A 19644-nucleotide genomic window follows, 5' to 3' on the forward strand; every position below is an offset into this window, starting at 1 on the left:
TGCACGATCGCCGCCGGGTGCCTAACATGACAGCCTCGCCTTACGAGGACAGGCCGATGGCCGATTTCCGCAAGCTCCGCGTGATGATCTCCAGCCGCTGCGCGTCCACGGTGCGCCGTGGGGATTCACGGGTTTCGATGACCGTCGTCCGCACGCGGCTGAAGCGCGAACTCGAAGCGGAAAGCCTCTGCGGCGAGCGGCTTTTCGAGGTGTGGATCTCCGACAATGCGCCGGATCAATCGCAGGGCGATCTGGAGACCGCGTGGGAGAAATCGCTCGAGGAGGTGCGCAAGGCCGACATTGTCCTGGTGCTTTACACCGGCGAGGCGGGCTGGGCGCCCGCTCGCGGCCTCGGCGTGTGCCATGCGGAGTTTCAGCAGGCTTGGAACGATGGGCCGGCGCGGCTCAAGGTGGTGCGCATCGGCGACGTGGGCACGGCGCCCAAGGACGCCGCCGAGTTGAAGCGCGATCAGGCCTTCCAGGCCTATTTCGACGACCTCAATCCCACCTCGCCGGCCGCTTCCGACGTCGACGCCATCGTCGCACGCAGCCGCGAGGCCTTGCGCGAGGCGGTGGCCGGGCTGGTCAAGCTGGGTGGACGCGAGGCACGCAAGGGGCGTTTCGCCTACGGTGCCCCGCTCGACTGGAGCCGGCTCGATTTCGGCCACCGCAAGAAGGCGATGGAAGACGCGCTCGGTGGGGGGCTCGCCGAGTTCGGCGCGGTCGAATCCAGCGGGGGCTGGTTGTGGCCTCTGGGCGAAACCTCGCTGCTCACCATCTGTCATGGTCTGCCAGGGGGCTTCGGCGTGGCGGCCGCCCGGGAAATGGTGGGCCAGCCCTTTCTCCACGACCATCTGTTCCTCGCCAGGGCACTCGGCGAACGGGAAGCACCGGCCGGTCCGCTGCATCTGGTCGCCTGCCTGAAAGGCATTACCGAGAGCCAGGCGATGCGCCAGCTGGGCTTCCCGGATGCGACCATCGTCGCGGCACCCTTCGGTGTCTATGTGTCCGACCCAGTGCAGAAGATCCAGATGATCTTCCTCGCCAACTGCCGCGATCTGACCACGACCCGCAATGCCCTCTGTCGCCTGGCCGAGTGGCTGAACGCCACCGGCGAGGCGGCGAACCTGGCGCGCCGTGCGCTTGGTCGGCGCAGGGTCGTGCAGGCCATCCTCGATGTGCAGGGCGACTGAGATCGCCCGAACGATAGGAAAGCATGATGTCGTCCGCGCTTGCCGGCCTGTATGAACGCAGCGGTCGCAGCCCGCCGGCCGCGCTGGCGGACTGGGAGGCCCGCGTCGATGGCTGGTGCGATGCCTATCTCCGGGTCTTCCCCGATGCCGAGCTGTCGGAGATCAACCTCGATCTCGCCGTGTTCCAGTTCGATCATGTGAGCGAACGGGTCACGCTCGCCTATGCGCTGTCGGTCGAGCCGCTCATGCGTCGCGACAGCGGGCGCATGCGCGGCTTTCCCGACGTCAATGCCTCGGTGCGCCGCGTCCTCGGGGATCGAGCCTTCGTCGCGGACAAGGGGCATTTCCTCGGTCACGCCAGCGGAGGCATCCTGGACATCAACCTGTTCCCGCAGCGGCGCGAGCTGAACCGCGGCTGGTCCGAGGAAGGCAAGCGCTTCCGCAGCATGGAGCGGTACGTCGCCGAGCACCCCGGGACCTTCTTTTACCATCGCCCTTCGTATCGCGATCAGACCTGGATACCCGCCACGCTGGAATACGGCGTCCTGGTCGATGGGGAGCGTTGGTGGGTGGATCGGTTCAGGAACGTCTGAGCGCTGCGCCTGGCATGCAGGCTCCGCGCTAGCGTGCCGACAGCACGATCGCCCCGGGGGCGAACCAGAGCTCGTAATGGCGTGCGCGGACCGAACCGCTGCTGCCGTAGAGCGCGCTGAAATCCTCCAGGCTCGGCGTGGGCGACTGCAGCAGCGCGGCGAGCGCACGCGCGAGGGCCTCGCCGTCCTGGCGGCATTCCTCGGTACGGAAGCAGCGCAGCATGCTGCGCGCGGGGGCGGCCTTGACCAGCACGATGCCGGGGAGCTCGAGCGCGGCGTCGCCGATGCGCACACTGCGCAGGCGCGCCTCCAGCGCCTCGGCGGTCGGGCGCTGGCCCTCCTCGGCGATGTAGATCCACAGCCGCGGTGCCACGCCGCCGGACGCCGGAGCGGGCGCCGCGGAGACCGGCGGCGCGGCCTGCTGCGCCGAGAGATTGGAGAGATTGCTCACCTGGGCGCGCAGCTCCGACTTGGCCTCGGTGAGGCTGCGCTGCACAGCCTGTCCGTCGCCGCTCGCAGGGGCGTTCGCGGCGGTGGTGGCGCGTTCGAGTTCGTCGACCACGCTGGCGAGCGCGGTGGCGGATTGCCGCGCCTCCTGCGCCACCGCCTCGGCCGCAGCGCGTGCGGCGGCCTCGGCCTCGCGCGCCTCGACCAGGGCCTCGAGCTGGCGCACCACCTCGTCGCGTGCGGTGAGGGCGAGCTCGCGCTCGCCTTCGGCGAACCGGCGCGCCGCCTCGGCGATCCGCGACTGCTGCCAGGCGAGTCCGCCAAGCGCGCTGGTGAAGGCGAGCACGCTGAGGCCCACGGCGAGCGCGCGGCTGCGCCGGCGCAGGCGGCGTGCCTCCTGGCGCTGCTTTTCGGCGACCTCGCGCTCGGCCGCGCGCAGGGCGCGCGCCTCGACGCTGGCGGCGATCAGGCGCTGCACGCGCTCCCAGCCGCCACCGTAGCGTTCCGCCCAGGCGGCGTTGCGCCGGCGCAGCCAGCGTTCGCGCTCGTCGGTGGTGGTGGCGCCGAGCACGTTGCCCGGGTCGCGCTCGAAGCTGTCGGCCTGCACCAGCAGCGCGCGCCACACCAGGCCGTTGCGGAACTCGCGCGCCAGCCAGCCCTCGCGCGGCTCGGCGATGCGCCGCCAGCAGCGGATCAGGGCCTCATGGCTGATGTCGATGAGCTCGTCGGCGGGGAGCGCCTCGTGCCCGTAGGGCTCGAGGAAGGACACGCCGTCGGCACGGAAAGTGTCCACCACGCAGCGCAGTACGGACTCCTCGGCGCCGGTCACCGCCACCAGGCGTGCGAGCGGGCAGGGCCGGCGGATGGCCTGGCCCTCGGCGTTGATGTCGGTGAGCGCGCGGAAGAGGTCTTCCACCACCCGCGTCGCCTCGCCGCCGAGGCATTGCTGCTCGGCGCGCGCCTGCACGGCGTCGGCGTGTGCCGAGAGCAGGCCGGCGAGGCCGTGCTCGGCGTGGTAATGCTCCACCCCGAGCCGCCACGCCGGCGCGCCCGGGGTCGGTCCGGCAAGGGCCAGGCCCGCGGCACGCGCACGCTCGTCGTGGAGCAGCATCAGCCCGTGCTGGATCAGCGGCAGCTGGTCCTGTCCGCCGCCGCCGTCCACGATCAGGCGCTCGGCGAGCTCGCGCGTCACCTCTCCGTCGTAGAGCACCGCCGGCTCGCGGATCGCCCGCATGAGGTCGTCGTGCTCCATGCGCGGCAGCAGGTATTGCGTGCGATTGACCGCCTCGGCGAAGCCCTCGTAGCGCGAGCATGCGCCGAGAAACTCCGAGCGCATGGTCAGCACCGCGTACAGCCCGGCCGGCGGCGCATCGAGCAGGCCGACCAGGCAGGCGGCCAGCAGGGTCGCTTCTTCCGCACCATGGCGGCGGGCGTGCTCGAAGAGCTCCTCGAACTGGTCGATGAGGATGCAGACCTGGCTGCGCGGGCCGCAGCCGAGCAGCTCGGCGAGCGCCGCCGGGGCTTCGCGGCCGAAGTTGAGCGCGCGGCGGAAGGCGATCGTGCGCAGCTCCAGCCCGTGCCCGTCGCCGCCGGGCGTGTCGAGCGCGGCGAGCGCACGCGCGAGGTTCCACAGCGGCGCAGCGCGCGGCAGTGTGGTGCAGGTACGCCAGCGCACGCCGCCGCGCGCGCTCTCCTGCTCCAGCCGCGGCAGCACGCCGGCGCGCACCAGCGAGCTCTTGCCGCAGCCCGAGTCGCCATGGACCACGAGCAGGCGATGGCCGAGCAGGCGGTCGACGATCTCGTCGGTCATGCGCTCGCGGCCGAAGAAGATCGGCCACTCATGTTGCTCGAAGGGGCGCAGGCCGGGATAGGGGCGGGGCGGCAGGCGGATCGCGAAGACCGCGTCGAAGGCGTCGTCGGCGGGGGCGGGCGCGCCGGGGTTCATGGTGCGCCCCCGGCCTGCAAGCCCTTGCCGCCCAGCCAGTCGCGCACCGCGACCGGCCAGCCTGCGTCGGTGCCGTCGATCCAGTCCGCCTGCACGATGCGCGCGGTGGCGCGGCGCACGTTGGTGGCGATGGTGGCGCCGGCGGTGTCGAGCAGGCCGCAGGGCAGCAGTCGGTGAGAGCGTGCGCGCGCCGACTGGCGATCGTGCTTGCCCACCACCACGAGGTCGGCATCGAGGGCGCGCCCGTCCTCGGTGCCGAGCAGCAGCAGGGCGTCGCAGCCGCTCAGGGTCTCCACCCTGCGCTCGCGCACGGCCTGCAGGCGCAGCGGATCGCTGTCGACGCGGTCGGGCTCGCCCGGCACCACCGCGAAGCCCTTGTCGACCAGCTTGAGCGCCGCCTCTTCCCAAGCCGCGGCGTGGTCGCTGCGGCCGTGCAGGTAGAGCAGCTGGCCGCCGTCGCGGACCAGGCGCTCGGCCTCCTCGCGCTGGCGGCGCAGCTCCTCGGTGCGCGCGCGCATCGCCTCGAGCTTGGGGTAGAGCCGGCCGACCATGTCGAGCAGGGCCTTGCGGAACTCGCTGCCGAAGGCGCCCGGCAGGTCGGTCCAGCCGAGCGGGCGCGGCGGCACGCCGTCGGCCGGGTAGAAGGCGAAGCCGACCAGCGGCTCGCCGCGCGCATCGCACAACGCCGCCGGCCACGGTGTGTCGGTGGGCCAGATGCGCACCACCGCGATACGCTCCTCGTGCGGCAGGCCGAGCGCGGCCTGGCGCTGCAACCACCAGTCGCGCTCGTCGGCGCACCACTTCGACGCGAGGTAGTCGGGCGACATCAGCACCACCAGCAGCGCCGCGCCGGCGATCTGCTCCTGCAGCTGGGCGGTGAGCGGTGCCATCGGGTCGAGGCTCTGCGCCGGGCGGTGGTCCTGGTCGCGGAACACGCTCAGGCTGGTGCGGAAGCGGCGGTCGGCACGCAGCTCGCGCTCGAGCTCGTGCGCGAACGCGGCCGACCACGGCGCGAGGCAGGCGCCGCCGCTACCGTCGTCGCCGTGGCTGTAGCTCACGAAGAGGTCGTGGCGGAAGGGCTCTCCGACATAGGACATGGGGACTCCCTCGCGCGGGCCCGTGCATCGCCGCAGCCCGTCCCGCGTGGGTGGGCCGCCGGGCGGCGGCCCCTGCTTTCCTTATAGTCCACGCGCCGGGGCTGGGCCACACGGGCTGCGCCCGCGCCACCGCGGCGCTCAGTCGTGGCGACCCGAGGCCAGCCGCTCGATCATCGCGCGCACGCTGCGGATCTGGATGCCGTCGCGGGTGGCGTAGTGCGCGTCGGTGTAGCCCCACCAGTCCCAGCAACCGTTGGGGTTCTTCCACGGGATCGACACCGCCTGCGGGAACAGCACCACCAGGCGGTTGGTGTCGGCCCAGCGGTCGTAGCCCGTGTTGCGCACGAAGGTGGTGCCGTTGTACAGCCCGCCATCGGGCGGCCGCCGCAAGGGCAGGAAGCTCTGCCCCTGCTTGCAGCCGTGGAACACCACGTGCAGCCGACAGCGCTCGCCCGCCGCGCAGGCGGGCGGGATGTAGACCCAGCCGGTCTTGTCCAGGCCGGTGCCCCACAGATGGCTGAAGAAGCCGGTCGCGGGGATGTAGGCGCGCTGGTCGAACTCGACGAAGCGGCCCGCCGGCGTGGGCGTGGTGCGCGGCGGAGCGACGTCGGGGCCGTAGATCCAGTCGAGGATCGCGTGCGCAGCCTCGAAGCCGCAGCTGCCGATGTAGGGCTCGTCGGTCGTGCCGCAGGCGCCGCCGTAGGCGGTGGTGGGCATGGTGTGGCCGGCGGCGTCGAGCGTCACCGGCTTGAGTGCGGCCGCGGGCAGGCCGAAGGCGTCGTAGTAGCCGTGCAGCTGGCGGGTGATCGCGGCCGGCACCAGGGCATCCTTTCCGCCCACCACGGTCACCACGCGCTGGCGGGCGATCTGCGCCGGGTCGTCGATGCGGCCCTCGGCCCGGAAGGCGCGCGTGGCCGCGACCAGCTCGGGCACCGCCGTGCTGGCCTCGCCGACCTTGCACGACAGCGTCGGCGCGCCGGTGCAGGAGCATTCGGTCGTGGCCTTGAGCACGCTGTCCTGCGCACAGTAGTAGGGCCCGCCGGCGACCACCCCCGCGCCGCGGACGATCCCGGAGTGGGCGACCTGCATCTGCACCGACATGAAGCCGCCCGAAGAGATGCCCGACACCGAGGTGTCCTCGATGGCGATGTTGAGCGCCGGCAGCGCTCCGGGGGGCGCGGCGAGGGCGATGGCGGCGAGGGCGGCCGCGGCGAGGCTGACCGCGGCGCGGAGGAGGGAGGAAAGAGGGTGCAGGCGCTTGCTCATGGCGGACCTCCGGCAGGCGGCGTGGGGGTGGATTCGTGTCCAGCATAGTCGAGCGCGGCGCATCCGCGGGAGCTGCGCGGCGGCTATGCGATAATCCGCGGTCTTCCCGCTTGTCCCGCCATGTCCGTTTCCCTGCCCTTCGCCCCGCACGCCTTTCCGTCCTCACGGCTCGCCCCCATCGGCGCCGCTCCCGCCCGTCGAGGCGGGGCGTGACGCCGCCGCATCCCGCGCCATCCCGCCCGGGCACGCTCGCGGTTTGGTGGGCGGCGATCAGGCCGCGCACCCTGGGCATGGCGCTCGCCCCGGTCATGCTCGGCACCGCGCTCGCCGTCGCCGACGGCGCCGAGCTGGCGTGGGCGGTGCTGTTCGCCACCGTGTCCTGCGCGCTGCTGATCCAGATCGGCACCAACCTCTACAACGATGCGATCGACTTCGAGCGCGGCACCGATCGTCCCGAGCGCCTCGGGCCGCTGCGGGTCACCCTCGCCGGCTGGGCGAGCGCCGCCGAGGTCAAGCGCGGCGCCCTGCTCTGCCTGCTGCTCGCGCTCCTGCTCGGCGCCTGGCTCTGTGTCGTCGGCGGCGCCCTGATCCTCGCGATCGGGCTGGCCTCGCTGATCGCCGGCTGGGCCTATTCCGGCGGGCCACGGCCGATCTCGCACTCGCCGCTCGGCGAGTTCTTCGTGCTGCTCTTCTTCGGCGTGTTCGCGGTGCTCGGCAGCCACTGGCTGCAGTCGCGCGCGCTCGGCCACCTCGACCTGCTCGCCGGGCTGGCGGTGGGTGCGCCCGCCGCCGCGGTGCTGCTGGTCAACAACTATCGCGACCTCGCCGGCGACCTGCGCGCCGGGCGTCGCACCCTCGCCGCGCTGCTCGGCGCGGAGGGCGCGCGCCGCGCCTTCGCGCTGCTGGTGCTGCTGCCCATCCCGACGCTGATCCTGATCGCCGCGAGCGGCGCGCCGGGCGCGATCCTCGGCCTCGTCGGCGCGCCCGCGCTGGCGCCGCTGGTGTGGCGCTTCGGTCGTGCCGAGGGCGGGCCGGCGCTCAACGCCCTGCTGGTCGACACCGCGCGTGCCGGTACGCGCACCGGCTTGCTCGCCGCGGCCGGCATCGTCTTCGTCTCCAGCCTGTAGATCGCACCGATGAGCATCGACGTCCTGCTCCCCGCCGCCCTCGCCTTCATCATGTTCTCGGTCGGGCTGGCGCTGCAGGGGGCGGATTTCCACCGCGTGTTCGCACGCCCGCGCGCGCTGCTGATCGGCCTCCTCGGCCAGCTCGTGCTGGTGCCGCTGGCCGCGCTCGCGGTGGTGCTGGCCTTCGACCTGCCGGTGCTCCTCGGCATGGGCCTGATGGTGCTGGCGGCCTGCCCGGGCGGGGCGAGCTCGGGCTTCCTGACCCACCTCGCGCGCGCCAACGCGGCGCTGTCCTTGAGCCTTACCGTGATCAGCAGCCTGGCCGCGCTGCTGACCTTCCCGCTGCTGGTCAAGGCGGTGCTCGCCGCATTCGGCGAGGGCGTCTTCGGTGCGGACGGCAGCGTGCTGGCCGCGCTGCCGGTCGGCCGCCTGATCGGCAGCGTGCTGGTGGTGACGACAGTGCCGATCGTCGCCGGGATGCTGCTGCGGCGCCGGGCGCCCGCGCTCACGGCGCGCGCCGAGCCGCTCGTCGCCCGCGTCGCCACGCTGTTCTTCGCCGCCATCGTGGTCGCCACCTTCGTGTCGCATCGGCACACCATCCTCGCCAACCTGCTGTCGGTGGGACCGGCGACCCTGGTGCTCAACTTCGTCGTCATGGGCCTGGGCTACGGCCTGGTGATGCTGGCGGGCGCCGAGCGTCGGGACGCGGTCGCGGTGGCGATGGAGTGCGGGCTGCAGAACGCGGGGCTGGCGATCTTCGTCGCCATCGTGCTGCTGCGTCAGCCCGAGCTCGCCGTCGGCGCGGTGGTGTATGCGCTGACGATGAACTTCGGCGCGCTCGGCCTGGTGTTCGTGGCGCGCCGGCGCGAGGGCGCGCTCGCGCACGACGCCAAACGAGTCCTGCGGCTGCCCCCGGGGCCTCCGACGGGCTCTCGCGCCACGCCGCCGCGGCGTTGAACACCCACGTTCCGCGCCGGCGCCGGCTCTGCGGCGTGCGATACGGCCTCGATCGGGGCGCGTGCATCTGCACGCCGTATTCCGCTAACATCGGGCAGTTGATGACCGGCGGCTGAGATCCGCCGCCCCGACCGGCCCTCGATGTCGACGAGCGATCTGCCCCGCAAGCCGACCGGCGTGCTTGCCGCAACCCTGTTGATCCTGTTCGGCCTGGCGCTTTTTGTCGCGCTGGCCTGGTCCAGCCACGCCAGCCTGCGCGAACTCGAAGCGGTCACCGATGCGCGCTCGCGCTCGCGCAACGGGCTGCTGCTGGCCGCCGAGGCGCTGCGCCGGACGCTCGACGACCTGCCGCAGGCCCGCCTCGAGACCCTGTGGACCCTCGTCGAGCATCGCGTCGCGCTCGCCGAACGCAACATCGCCGACCGCCGCGCCTACGCGGAAGAAAATTCGCCGTGGAAGCAGCGCCTCGACGAGGGCCGCGACACCATGGATCGCATCCGCGCGCGCTTTGCCGGCATCGAGGCCATGCTGCGCGCCGAGATCGAGGCGCGCGATCGCAGCTTGTCGGCACTGCGGGCGCACGCGCTGCTTCTCAACGTGCTGCTGCCGGCAATCGGTGGCGCGCTGATTCTCGCCGCCTGGGGGCTGCTGCAGCGCGAGCGGCGCCGGCGCGTCGATGCGGAGGCGGCGCTGCTCGCCGCGAACGCCCGCCTGGAGGACACGGTCGCGTAGCGCACCGTCGAGTTGCAGAGGGCGCTCGGCGAGATCGAGGCGTTCGCGCACGGCCTCGACCGCAGCATCGAGGACGAGCGCAGGCGGCTCGCGCGCGAGGTGCATGACCAGCTCGGGCAGCTGCTTACCGCGCTCAAGATGATGGTGCACCGCGCCCTCCAGGGCGCGCCCGGACGGGAGCAGGACTGGCCGCAGATCGAGGCCGTGCTCGGCGAGGGCATCGCCACCGTGCGGCGGATCTCGGCGGCGCTGCGCCCGCCGCTGCTCGACGACCTTGGCCTGGAGGCGGCGCTCGGCCTCGCCGGCCGCCAGTTCGCCGAGCGCACCGGCCTGGCCTGCGAGGTCGCGCTCGTCGATGCCGGGCAGCTGAGCGCCGACCAGGCCAATCAGCTCTACCGCATCGCCCAGGAGGCGCTCACCAACGTCGCCCGCCACGCGCAGGCCCGCCGGGTGCGGGTCGAGGGCGTGGCGGTCGACGGCGAGTATCGCCTGGCGGTCGAGGACGACGGCGTCGGCATGGCGCCGCAGGCGCGCTCCTCGCTCGGGCTGCTGAGCATGCGCGAGCGCGCGGCGCTCGCCGGCGGCGAGCTGCACGTCGGCTCCGGCGCCGGGGGCGGGGTGAGGATCGAGGCGAGGGTGCCGCTGATCGCGACCGGGGGGGGAGGAGGATGAAGCTGTTGATCGTCGACGATCATCCGGTGATGCGCTTCGGCGTGCGCCAGCTCGTGACCCAACGCTGGCCCGACGCCGTGATCGGCGAGGCCTCCTGCCTGGCGCAGGCGCTCGAACAGGTGCGGGCGGCGGAATGGGAGCTCGCCGTGCTCGACCTGTCGATGCCCGACACCAGCGGGCTGGAGGGGCTCGTGCGGCTGCACCGTGCCGCACCGCACACCCGGCTGCTGGTGCTGAGCATGCACGACGAGGCGGCTTATGCGGCGCGTGCGCTGCAGCTCGGTGCCGCCGGCTACCTGACCAAGGAGCACGCGACTACCGAGCTGGTCGCCGCGATCGAGCGCGTGCGCGGCGGCCAGCGCTACATCAGCTCCGACCTCGCCGCCCGCCTCGCCGATCTGCTCTCGGGCGAGGCGCCGGCGCGTGCGCCGCACGAAACGCTGTCGGCGCAGGAATACCGCGTGCTGCTGCTGATCGCCGCCGGGCACGGCGCGAGCGAGATCGCCGAGATCATGCATCTGTCGGTGAAGACGGTGGGCACCTACCGCAGCCGCATCATCGACAAGACCGGACTCGCCAATACGGCGGAGATGGCGCGCTACTGTTCCGAGCACGGGCTGGTGGATCGGGGGGGCTGAGGGCGCGCGGGGGGAGGTTTTTCGGGCGAGGTGTCGCGAGCGAACCGGCGGTGGGGCGGGACTTGCGGTCGCCGCCTGCACTCGCGGCCCGTCGCTTTCGCGCCGGGCTGCCCTCGGCGGAGCACGTCGCGGGGGCGGCGACGCAAACTCGTCGCTGCGCTCCTCGGACATGCGTCGCCTTGTCTCCCCCGCGACGCCCTCCGCCTCGGCGCTCCTGAAGTTGGCGACCGCAAGTCCCGCCCCGCCGCCTGCGGCGTGCAGGCTGCGGTGTCGTCGGGTGAGGCTGCGGTGCCCCGCTGCCGATGTTGTAGGTGTTCGCCCTACAGCATGATCGGCGGGCCGCCGACCCCTGCATCGGCGAGGCGCCGCTGGGGGCGAGCGGCGCGGACGCGGAACATGGATGACGTCCGATCCCTCCGTGGAACCGCCATCATGCGCATCGTCATCGTCGAAGATTCCCCGCTCCTGCGGGACAACCTGATCCGCCTCTTTGCCGACCATCCCGAGCTGAGCGTGCTCGGCAGCGCGGCCGGCGAGGACGCGGCCGTCGCGCTGATCGCGGCGCAGCGCCCCGACACCGTGCTGCTCGACCTCTCGCTCTCCCAGGGCAGCGGCCTTGGCGTGCTGCGCCGGCTGCGCGCCACCCCGGGCCTGGCGCCGCGTGTGCTGGTGCTGAGCAGCCGGCCTGCCGACCCCTGGGAGGCGCTGTGTCTCGACGCCGGCGCGGATGCCTTCCTGGACAAGGCCGGCGACCCCAGCGTGCTGCTCGCCCAGCTCGCGAGCTGGATGCCGCCGCTGCCGCTCGACGAGCTGCGCCGCCGTCGCCGGCTGCAGCAGCTGCAGGTGCTCGATACCCGGGCCGAGCCCGCGCTGGACGCGATCGCCCGCCTCGCCGCACGCATCGCGGAGGCGCCGGTCGGGGTGATCAGCCTGGTGGACACCCACCGCCAGTGGTTCAAGGCGCGCGTGGGCGTCGAAGTGCAGACGACCTCGCGTTCGGTGAGTTTCTGCGCCCATGCGCTGCTGGGTGACGGCCTCTTCGAGGTCGAGGACGCCACCCTGGACCCGCGCTTCGCCGACAACCCGCTGGTGCGCGGCGACCCGGGGATCCGCTTTTATGCCGGCATGCCGCTGGTGATGCCGGGCGGCGAGGTGGTGGGGACGCTGTGCGTGATCGACTCCCGGCCGCGCCGCCTGGGTGCGACGGCGCGCGAGGCGCTGGCGGTGCTGGCGCGCAGCGTCACCGACGAGCTCGAGCTGCGCCAGCGTGTGGGCGAGCTCGAGGAGGAGGTCGCCCGCCGCCACGAGGCCGAGGCGCGCATCATGCAACTCGCCACCCGCGATGCGCTTACCGGGCTGCCCAACCGCGCCGCGTTGATGGACCGGCTGCACCAGGGGGTACGGGCCGCGCAGCGCAGCGGTAACCTGCTCGCTGTGCTCTTCCTCGATCTCGATCGCTTCAAGTGGATCAACGACACGCTCGGCCACGACCTCGGCGACGCCCTGTTGCAGGAGATGGCGCTGCGCCTGAGCCGGGCGGTGCGCGAGTGCGACACCGTCGCCCGCCTCGGCGGCGACGAGTTCGCGATCGTGCTCGGCGATCTCTGGCAGGTCGCGGATGCGGAGGCGGTGGCGGCCAAGATCGTGGACGTCATCACCCGGCCGCTGGAGGTGCGCGGGCATGCCCTGCGCGTGGGCGGCAGCGTGGGCGTGGCGGTGTACCCGTTCCAGGCCCACGACGAGGAGTCGCTGCTGCGCCACGCCGACCTGGCGATGTACCACGCCAAGGAGTCGGGCGGGAACCGCCACCAGCTCTTCTCCGAGCAGATGAACGCGCGCGCGGTCGAGCGCATGACCGTCGAGTCGGAGCTGCGCGCCGCCATCGCCGCCGGCCAGCTCGAGCTGCACTACCAGCCGCAGCTGTGCCTCGAAGACGGCCGGCTTGCCGGCATGGAGGCGCTGGTGCGCTGGCGCCATCCGCGCCTCGGCCTGCTCGCACCCGGCCGCTTCGTGCCGCTCGCCGAGGACTGCGGGCTGATCTGGGAGCTCGGTCTCGCGGTCCTGGAACTCGCGCTGGCGCAACTCGCGGCCTGGGACCGGGCCGGGCTGGAGGTGCCGCGCATCGCGGTGAATGTGTCCCCGGCGCAGCTGCGTCCGGAGCTGGTCGAGCGCATCGTGGAGATCCTCGACCGACACGGCGTCGCCGCGCGCCGGCTGGAGATCGAGCTCACCGAGAGCGCGCTCACCGCCGACGGACCGGCCGCCAACGGCCTGTTGCAGGCGCTGCGCCGCATGGGCGCCTCGATCGCGATCGACGATTTCGGCGTGGGCTACTCCTCGCTGACCCTGCTGCGCCGGCTGCCGATCTCGGCGCTCAAGATCGACCGCAGCTTCGTCGCCGAGCTCGCCACCAACCGCCAGGACGCGGCCATCGTCGAGGCGATCCTGCGCATGGCGCACAGCGTGGGCCTGCGCACCGTGGCCGAGGGCGTGGAGCATGCCGAACAGCAGGCGGCGCTCGGGGAGCTCGGCTGCCAGGAGGTCCAGGGCTATCTGTGCGCGCGCCCGCTCGAGGCGAAGGCGGCAAGCGCCTGGCTCGCCGGGCAGCATGCGGGTGGGTTGGTGCCGAGCGCCGCGGCGGCGTGAGGGGGCGCCGGCTTGCGTCGGAACGCGGCTGCGGCCGCCGGTTCAGTGCGCTGCAGGCAGGCTGCGGGGGGCGACGACGACCGGGGTGGGCGCCGCGTGCGTGCGGTGCGGCGTACCGTGGAGCAGGGCGGCCTGTTCGGCGAGGGTGAAGTTGCCGTACTGCGAGTCGTGGGTGATCTCGTCGCCGATCCAGTGCGGCAGGCAGAGCGGGGTTTCCTCGTGCGGCAGTTCGACCTCGGCGACCACGAGGCCGGCGTGATGGCCCTGGAAGACATCGACCTCGAACACGTGGTGGGCGTGGTCGACCAGGTAGCGGGTCTTGCGCACCACCCGCCCGGCGCAGTGCCGCACGATCATCTGGTGGGCGTCGTCCACCGGGATCGGGTACTCGAATTCGTCGCGGCTGAAGCCCTGCTTGGGCGACTTCAGCGTCAGGAAGGCGCGCTCGCCGCGGATGCGGACTCGCGTCGACATGGAGCCGACCTCCTTGGCGAGGTAGCCCTGGATGATGGGCTCGCCTCTGCGTCCGTCGAGGATCCGGACGTCGCGGACGAGGAACCTGCGCTCGATCTCTTGCGCCATGGCTGGAAACCCTGTTGCAGAAGGTTCGAATTGTAGCAAAGGATTGCGGCGTGATTGTTGCGGTGCAATATTTCTCGGGGCCTCGATTGCGGACCTTCCCGTGCAGGACGTTGTTGCGGCCCAGGGCGGTCGCATGACCGGACGCCGGCTCCCACCACGCGTTCACGGGACGCCTCTGGCGGGCCACGGCGGGCGGCCGATTGGCTAGACTGTCGGCCATCACCTCCACGGGATGGACCATGAGCGCACCCACCCTGATCGCATTGATTTCCCAGAAGGGCGGCTCGGGCAAGACCACGGTCGCCATGCAGCTCGCCGCCGGCCTCGCCCTCGAGGGCTACCGCGTCGCGCTGGCCGACCTCGATCCGCAGGAGAGCGCCTCGCGCTGGGCCGAGTCCGCGCCCGCCGATGCACCCTTCCCCGCCCGCGTGGTGCGCCTGTCCGGCAGTGCCGACGAGATGGGCAAGACCTTGAGACCGGTTGCCAACAAGGTCGATGTGGTGGTCATGGACTGCCCGCCGTCGATCGAGCATGCGCACACGATGAGCGCGCTCGCGCTGTGCGACATCGCCCTGGTGCCGGTGGTGCCGGGCCCGACCGACCTGTGGGCGACGCGCGGCATCGAGCGCCTGATCCTCGAGCGCAAGCGCAGCCGCCCCGGCCTGCGCGGCGCGCTGCTGCCCAACCGCGTGACGCGTACCGCGCTGTCGGCGGACGTGCTCGAGGTGCTGCGCGACTTCACCCTGCCGGTGCTCGACGCCGCGCTGTCGCAGCGCAGCGCCTATGCGCTGGGCGCGGTGCGCGGGACCTCGGTGTTCGGCCTGGGGCGGTCCGCCGCGCCCGCGCAGGAAGAGGTGGCGCGCCTGGTCGCGGCGGTCGTCAAGTTGATCGAGGAGCGAGGATGAGCGCCACCAGCAGCGGACTGAAGTCGAAGCTGCGCGAGACCCTGAAGCAGGAGGACGCCGCGCTCGCCGAGCGCAGCCGGGCGGTCGCGAAGCCGGCTGCGGCGCAGCCTCGTGTGGGCAAGCCGGACGCCGCGGAGCCTGCCGCCACCGCGACGCCGACGACCGCCGCGCAGGCGCTGCAGCCGACGGTGGGTGGATCCGCTGCGGCGGAGAAGCGTGCCACGGCAACGCTGCTCGAGCTTGCCGCGCCCGCCGCGGCCGGGCGCCGCGACAAGGGCGAGAAGGTCGAGCGCGATTCGTTCTCGATGCCGGCGCGCGAGCACAAGCGCATCAAGGCGTTGCGCGAGGCGCTCGGCGAGCACGGTGTGCTCGTGAGCAAGTCCGCGCTGCTGCGCGCCGGCCTCGCGCTGCTGGCCGAGCGCGACACCGGCGAGATCGCCCGCCTGGTCGCGGCCCTGCCCAAGGTGGCGAAGGGCAAGCGCAAGAGGCGCTGACGCGGGAACCGCGATGGTGCCCAGGGAGCAGCGCCGCAAGGCGCGAACCGGGCTCCCGGGAGACTTCGGGCCTGGGCTCGGGCGGGAGCGCGGTGGTCGCAGCGCAGCGGATTTGCGCACACGCCTGCGCAAGCGCGGTATCGCGACTCGCGTCGCTCCTACAGGCCCTGCGGAAGCCGCGTCGGTTTTCCGTCGGCGCGACGCGCGTCGCGATTTTCGGCGCCTGCGAATCCGAGCAGCCGCAACCAGTAGCGCAGTCCGGCCGGCCAGGTGTCCGCGGCCGCGCGCAGCAGGTCGGCGGTCGACACGTGGGTGGAGAAGGCGCGCGAGTCGGGCTCGGCGAGCAGGCGTGCCGGCCACTCGGCGGCGAAGCGCTGCAGGCCGAGGCCGAGCAGCGGCAGGTCGGTGTCGTGACCGGCGCCGAGGTCGCCGAGCACGCCGGCGAGCGACAGCCAGCTCTTGCGGAACACCGCGAGTTGCTCGCCGAAGCCGCCCGCGCCCTGCAGCGCCAGCGCATCGAGCAGCCCGACCAGCCAGTCGAAGCCGAGCGGCCGGCCGCTGCGCACCAGGGTATCGAGCGCGTGCTCGACGGTGGCGCCGATCGGGGCGGCGCGGGTGTCGCGCAGGCCCAGCCCGGCGAGGCCGGCCATGATGCGTGATGCGTCGAGTGCGAGAGCGGCGAGAGCGACTTCCACCAGGGCCTCGCGCTCGGCCTTGCTCAGGCGCGCGGTGAGGCTCCAGTCGAGCACCGCCACGCGGCCGTCGGGGGCGAGCAGCAGGTTGCCGCCGTGCAGGTCGCCATGGAAGGGCGCGTCCTCGCCGCACGACCAGAAGGGGCGGGCGAGCAGGCCGCCGACGAGGGCGCGGCCGAGGCGGCGGGATTCGTGCGCGGACAGCGCGGCGTCGGCGAGCTTGGGGCCGTCGATGCGCTCCATCGCGGTCAGCGTGGGCGTGCACCAGGGCAGCAGCGCCGGCACGAAGACGTCGGCGTCGGCGGCGAACAGCGCCGCGGCGGCGCGCAGGTTGGCCTGCTCGCGGTCGAGACGGATCTCCTGCACGAGCAGGCGGCTGGCGGCGGCGAGGTGGCTGCGGTAGTCGATGGCGGGCAGGCCGAACTCCGCCCCCCGGCGTTCGAGGAAGTCGCCGAGCGCGGGCAGGATGGCGAGCTCCTCGGCCAGCCGTTCGCCGATGCCGGGCTTGAGCGCCTTGAACACGCCCTCATGGCTGCGCCCGTCCTGCCGCCACGAGAAGGGCAGCACCACGGCCACGCTGCCTTCGGCGAGCGCGCGGTCGGCGAGGTGGAGGCCGTGGCCAGCGCCGAGCTCGGCGCGGATGCGGGCGTGCAGGGCGCCGCCGTCCGTGCTCGCGGGGAGGGACTCGAGCGCCTGCAGGTGGCGGCGCAGTTCCGCGTCGAGGCCGGGCTGGCGCGCGACGACCTGGCCGAGCTTGTGCAGTGTGGGACAGCGCGCGAGCAGGGCGGTGGCGCGCGCGGCGGCGGAGACGCTCGCGGCGAGCGCGAGCTGCTCGGCGACGATCGCCCCGAGGCGGGCTTCCGGCAGCCGATCGAGGAAGAAGGCCATTCCCTCGAGCAGCAGCGGACGCCAGGCGGAGAGGGACTCGGGCAGCAGGGCGTCGAGGCCGAGCGACTCGAACAGTTCGGTGCCGAGGTCGGGATCCATGGCCGAGAATCTGCGGAAGCGCGCCGGGCTCAGCGCTTGCGGGCCGCAGCCTTGCGCTGCGAGGATTTCTTCTTGCCGGCCCGGGCCTTCTCATCATCCTTCGCGGCGGTGCGCTTCAACGGCGGCAGCGCATCGAGCAGAGCGATCGTTTCCGCATGGTCGAGGGTCGCGAGCACTGCAAGGCCGGCGCGCACCAGCGCGGACTTGCGCGCCGGCCGGCCGGCGGCCTTCATCGTGCTGCGCAGGGCATCGAGGCGGCGCAGGTCGCTGGCGACCAGAGCGAAGGATTCGCGCTTGCGCTTCTCGGGTTTCGCCTTGGCGGGCTCTGCCGGCAGGGGTGGGGCCTTGGTTTCCGGGCGGGTTGGGGGCCGTGTTCCGGCGATTTCAGGCAGGCGCTCGTCGAGCGCGACATCTTCCTGCTTCAGGCTGGCGCGCAGGGCGCTGCGGGTGTGGGTGCTCACGGTGCGCTCCTCGGGGGCTTCAGCGCCGCATTCTAGGCTGCGCTCGCGCGCTCGCGCACGTGCGCACGGGCGCGCGCATGGAGATCAGCCGTGCTCGCCGCGGCGCAGGCGCTCCAGGTTGCGATGCCAGTCGGCGAGCGCGTCGGCGTCGTCGAGCAGGTCGGCGACGTGCTTCCTCGTTCGCGATTGCCAGCGCGCGGTGAGCTGCGCACCGAGGCTCTCGCGGCCTGCATGGAGGCCGAGGCGGTCGCCCGTCGGCGTGCCGGGGGCGGTGAGATGAGCGTGCGTCTGCATGATGCTTCCTCCTGTCGAATCGAAACCAAGCAAAAAATCCGCGCTGCGCCCGCAATTCACACTCTACCCCTCGCGGCTCACGCTTCCAGCACATACGTCCCCGGTGCATCCCCCAGCGCGGGATGGCCTTCGTCGGCGGCGGGGCGTGCGGCGACGAGCTCGCCGGCGCGCGGCTTCAGCCAGGCCATCCAGTCCTCCCACCAGCTGCCTTCGCGCAGCGCGGCGCGCTCGCGCCAGAGTGGCGCGCGGTCGGCGCGATGGGCGGTGGCGACACGGTAGTGGCGCCTGGGCGGCGTCACCGGCGGGTTGACGATGCCGAGGATGTGGCCGGAGCTCGACAGCACGAAGCGCTTGTCGGCGGCGACGTGGTGCATGGTGTGGAAGGTCTGCGCCCACGGCGCGATGTGGTCGTCTTCCGCGGCCACCGCGTAGAGCGGCTGGCGGATGCGGCGCAGGTCGATCGGCTCGCCCGCGACGACGAGGGCGTCGGGCTGGACGAGGCGGTTGTTCAGGTAGAGCTCGCGCAGGTACCAGGCGTGCATCGCGGCGGGCATGCGCGTGGTGTCCATGTTCCAGTACAGCACGTCGAAGGGCGCGGGCGACTCGCCATAGAGCCAGCCGTGCACCACGTAGTGCCAGATCAGGCTGTTCGAGCGCAGCAGGCGGAAGGAGGCGGCCATGTCCTTGCCATCGAGGTAGCCCTTCTCCTTCATCTGTTCGCTCAGGTGGGCGACGCTCTCCTCGTCGATGAAGACCTCGATGTCGCCCGGCTTGTGGAAGTCCACCAGGGTGGTGAACAGCGTCCAGTCGCGCACCGGCACGGCGTCCTCGCCGTAATGGCGCGCCGCCCAGGCCATCCAGGTGGCGAGCGCGGTGCCGCCGATGCAGTAACCGACCGCGTGCACCCGCTCGGCCCCGCTGCATTCGCGCGCCACCCGCACGATCGCGGAGATGCCCTCGACGAGGTAGTCGTCGAAGCGGACCTCGCGCATCGATGCGTCGGGGTTCTTCCAGCTCGTGATGTAGACGTCCAGACCCTGGTCGAGCAGGTAGCGCACCATGCTCTTCCTGGGGTTGAGATCGAGGATGTAGAACTTGTTGATCCAGGGGGTGACGATGACCACCGGCTCGGCATGCACCTGCGGCTGCGTGGGCGCGTAGTGGATGACCTCGAGCAGGCGGTTGCGGAAGATCACCGCGCCCGGCGTGGTGCCGAGGTTGTCGCCGACGTGGAAGCCGTCGGGATCCGTCATGCGCACGTTGCCCGCCTGCAGGTCGGCGAGCATGTTCTGCCAGCCCTGCCACAGGCTGTGGCCGCGGGTGTCGATGAAGCGTCGCAGCGCGATCGGGTTGGACCAGAGATAGTTGGTCGGCGCCACCGCATTGAGCCACTTGCGCCACCAGAACGCCGCGCGCCGGCGCTCCTTGCCGGACAGCCCGGGGGTCTCGTAGAGCATGTCCTGGACGTGGTGGGTGAAGGCGAGATACCACTCCTTCACCAGGTCCCAGGTGGCCGAGTCGGTCCATACGGGGTCGGCGAAGCGTGGATCGTCGGCGTGCGGCTTGACCGGGTCGGCGCTGGGCAGGCCGAGCGCGCGCCGCCAGGTGTGCCACTGCAGCTGCCAGAGGTCGGTGCCGAGGCCGGCGAGGCGCTCGCCGAGCTCCTGCGGATGCATCAGCCAGGCCATCTGCGCATGCAGGATGGGCGCGGCGATGCCGAAGGGGTCGGCGCGTGCGGTCAGGCCCTCGCCGATCGCGGCGATGTGGCGATAAACCGCCCGTCCGTCGGGGAGGCCGTTGCGGCCATTGGAGACCATGCGGCCATTGTGGCCGTTCGAGTCGGGCGGGGCCGGGTGCGCGCCCCGGTCCGGTTGCTGCTTGGCAGAAGGGGCCGTCGCCGGCCGTTTGCCGCCCCG

General features: G+C 72.5%; 18 protein-coding genes. 10 read left to right on the forward strand and 8 right to left on the reverse strand.

The features are described 5' to 3' along the window. Positions 1–56: 56 nt before the first annotated feature. Together ACZ5PP_RS12555 and ACZ5PP_RS12560 are read left to right on the forward strand one after the other, a co-directional pair. Positions 57–1193, forward strand: coding sequence for a hypothetical protein (locus ACZ5PP_RS12555; protein WP_004323642.1), 1137 nt, complete (start codon positions 57–59; stop codon positions 1191–1193). Positions 1194–1216: 23 nt separating this feature from the next. After that, entirely contained in the window at positions 1217–1786 is a 570-nt protein-coding gene (locus tag ACZ5PP_RS12560; protein ID WP_261789144.1) for a hypothetical protein, read from the forward strand. A gap of 28 nt (positions 1787–1814) precedes the next feature. Here the strand turns inward: ACZ5PP_RS12560 and ACZ5PP_RS12565 are convergent, their stop codons facing one another. From ACZ5PP_RS12565 to ACZ5PP_RS12575, 3 genes are all read right to left on the reverse strand, one after another. Continuing rightward, positions 1815–4178, reverse strand: coding sequence for an nSTAND1 domain-containing NTPase (locus ACZ5PP_RS12565; protein ID WP_012584287.1), 2364 nt, complete (start codon positions 4176–4178; stop codon positions 1815–1817). Continuing rightward, on the reverse strand, positions 4175–5275 hold the full coding sequence (locus tag ACZ5PP_RS12570; protein ID WP_012584288.1) for a toll/interleukin-1 receptor domain-containing protein: 1101 nt from the start codon (positions 5273–5275) through the stop codon (positions 4175–4177). The genes ACZ5PP_RS12565 and ACZ5PP_RS12570 overlap by 4 nt, the downstream gene beginning before the upstream one ends. A gap of 138 nt (positions 5276–5413) precedes the next feature. Beyond that, positions 5414–6541: an extracellular catalytic domain type 2 short-chain-length polyhydroxyalkanoate depolymerase gene (locus ACZ5PP_RS12575; protein ID WP_464826101.1), complete on the reverse strand. Its 1128-nt coding sequence runs from the start codon at positions 6539–6541 to the stop codon at positions 5414–5416. 209 nt (positions 6542–6750) lie between these two features. On the opposite strand from ACZ5PP_RS12575, the gene menA reads away from it, so the two are divergent. From menA to ACZ5PP_RS12605, 6 genes are all read left to right on the forward strand, one after another. Further along, on the forward strand, positions 6751–7668 hold the full coding sequence (gene menA / locus ACZ5PP_RS12580) for a 1,4-dihydroxy-2-naphthoate octaprenyltransferase (protein WP_012584290.1): 918 nt from the start codon (positions 6751–6753) through the stop codon (positions 7666–7668). 9 nt (positions 7669–7677) lie between these two features. After that, positions 7678–8625 carry a bile acid:sodium symporter family protein gene (locus ACZ5PP_RS12585; protein WP_004314873.1) on the forward strand — a complete coding sequence of 316 codons (948 nt, stop codon included), beginning with the start codon at positions 7678–7680 and terminating at the stop codon, positions 8623–8625. 141 nt (positions 8626–8766) lie between these two features. Continuing rightward, positions 8767–9357 carry an MCP four helix bundle domain-containing protein gene (locus tag ACZ5PP_RS12590; protein WP_004314872.1) on the forward strand — a complete coding sequence of 197 codons (591 nt, stop codon included), beginning with the start codon at positions 8767–8769 and terminating at the stop codon, positions 9355–9357. Between the two features lie 12 nt (positions 9358–9369). Further along, complete coding sequence (locus ACZ5PP_RS12595; protein ID WP_464826102.1) at positions 9370–10029, forward strand: sensor histidine kinase; 660 nt, start codon at positions 9370–9372, stop codon at positions 10027–10029. Beyond that, complete coding sequence (locus ACZ5PP_RS12600) at positions 10026–10667, forward strand: response regulator (protein WP_004314870.1); 642 nt, start codon at positions 10026–10028, stop codon at positions 10665–10667. Before ACZ5PP_RS12595 ends, ACZ5PP_RS12600 begins: the two co-directional genes overlap by 4 nt. Before the next feature lie 432 nt (positions 10668–11099). Further along, positions 11100–13313 (forward strand): EAL domain-containing protein, encoded by a 2214-nt coding sequence (locus tag ACZ5PP_RS12605; protein ID WP_012584293.1) that lies wholly within the window; start codon positions 11100–11102, stop codon positions 13311–13313. Between the two features lie 42 nt (positions 13314–13355). On the opposite strand, the gene ACZ5PP_RS12610 is transcribed toward ACZ5PP_RS12605, so the two are convergent. Then, positions 13356–13895, reverse strand: coding sequence for a CYTH domain-containing protein (locus ACZ5PP_RS12610; protein ID WP_004314868.1), 540 nt, complete (start codon positions 13893–13895; stop codon positions 13356–13358). Positions 13896–14134: 239 nt separating this feature from the next. Between ACZ5PP_RS12610 and parA the strand changes: the two genes are divergently transcribed. Both parA and ACZ5PP_RS12620 read left to right on the forward strand, forming a co-directional pair. Next, a complete protein-coding gene (gene parA / locus ACZ5PP_RS12615; protein ID WP_004314867.1) occupies positions 14135–14800 on the forward strand; it encodes a ParA family partition ATPase in 666 nt (221 codons plus the stop codon). Next, positions 14797–15294: a hypothetical protein gene (locus ACZ5PP_RS12620; RefSeq protein ID WP_004314866.1), complete on the forward strand. Its 498-nt coding sequence runs from the start codon at positions 14797–14799 to the stop codon at positions 15292–15294. The genes parA and ACZ5PP_RS12620 overlap by 4 nt, the downstream gene beginning before the upstream one ends. A 158-nt stretch (positions 15295–15452) precedes the next feature. On the opposite strand, the gene ACZ5PP_RS12625 is transcribed toward ACZ5PP_RS12620, so the two are convergent. The 4 genes from ACZ5PP_RS12625 to ACZ5PP_RS12640 form a co-directional block, all read right to left on the reverse strand. Continuing rightward, positions 15453–16973: an AarF/UbiB family protein gene (locus ACZ5PP_RS12625; RefSeq protein WP_464826103.1), complete on the reverse strand. Its 1521-nt coding sequence runs from the start codon at positions 16971–16973 to the stop codon at positions 15453–15455. Positions 16974–17002: 29 nt separating this feature from the next. Then, on the reverse strand, positions 17003–17434 hold the full coding sequence (locus tag ACZ5PP_RS12630) for a hypothetical protein (protein WP_464826104.1): 432 nt from the start codon (positions 17432–17434) through the stop codon (positions 17003–17005). Positions 17435–17518: 84 nt separating this feature from the next. Next, positions 17519–17728, reverse strand: coding sequence for a hypothetical protein (locus ACZ5PP_RS12635; protein WP_043741927.1), 210 nt, complete (start codon positions 17726–17728; stop codon positions 17519–17521). A gap of 77 nt (positions 17729–17805) precedes the next feature. Then, positions 17806–19545, reverse strand: a complete 1740-nt coding sequence (locus tag ACZ5PP_RS12640; protein WP_273423545.1) for a PHA/PHB synthase family protein — start codon at positions 19543–19545, stop codon at positions 17806–17808. Positions 19546–19644 lie beyond the last annotated feature (99 nt).

The sequence above is a fragment of the Thauera sp. DNT-1 genome (genome assembly GCF_055393985.1).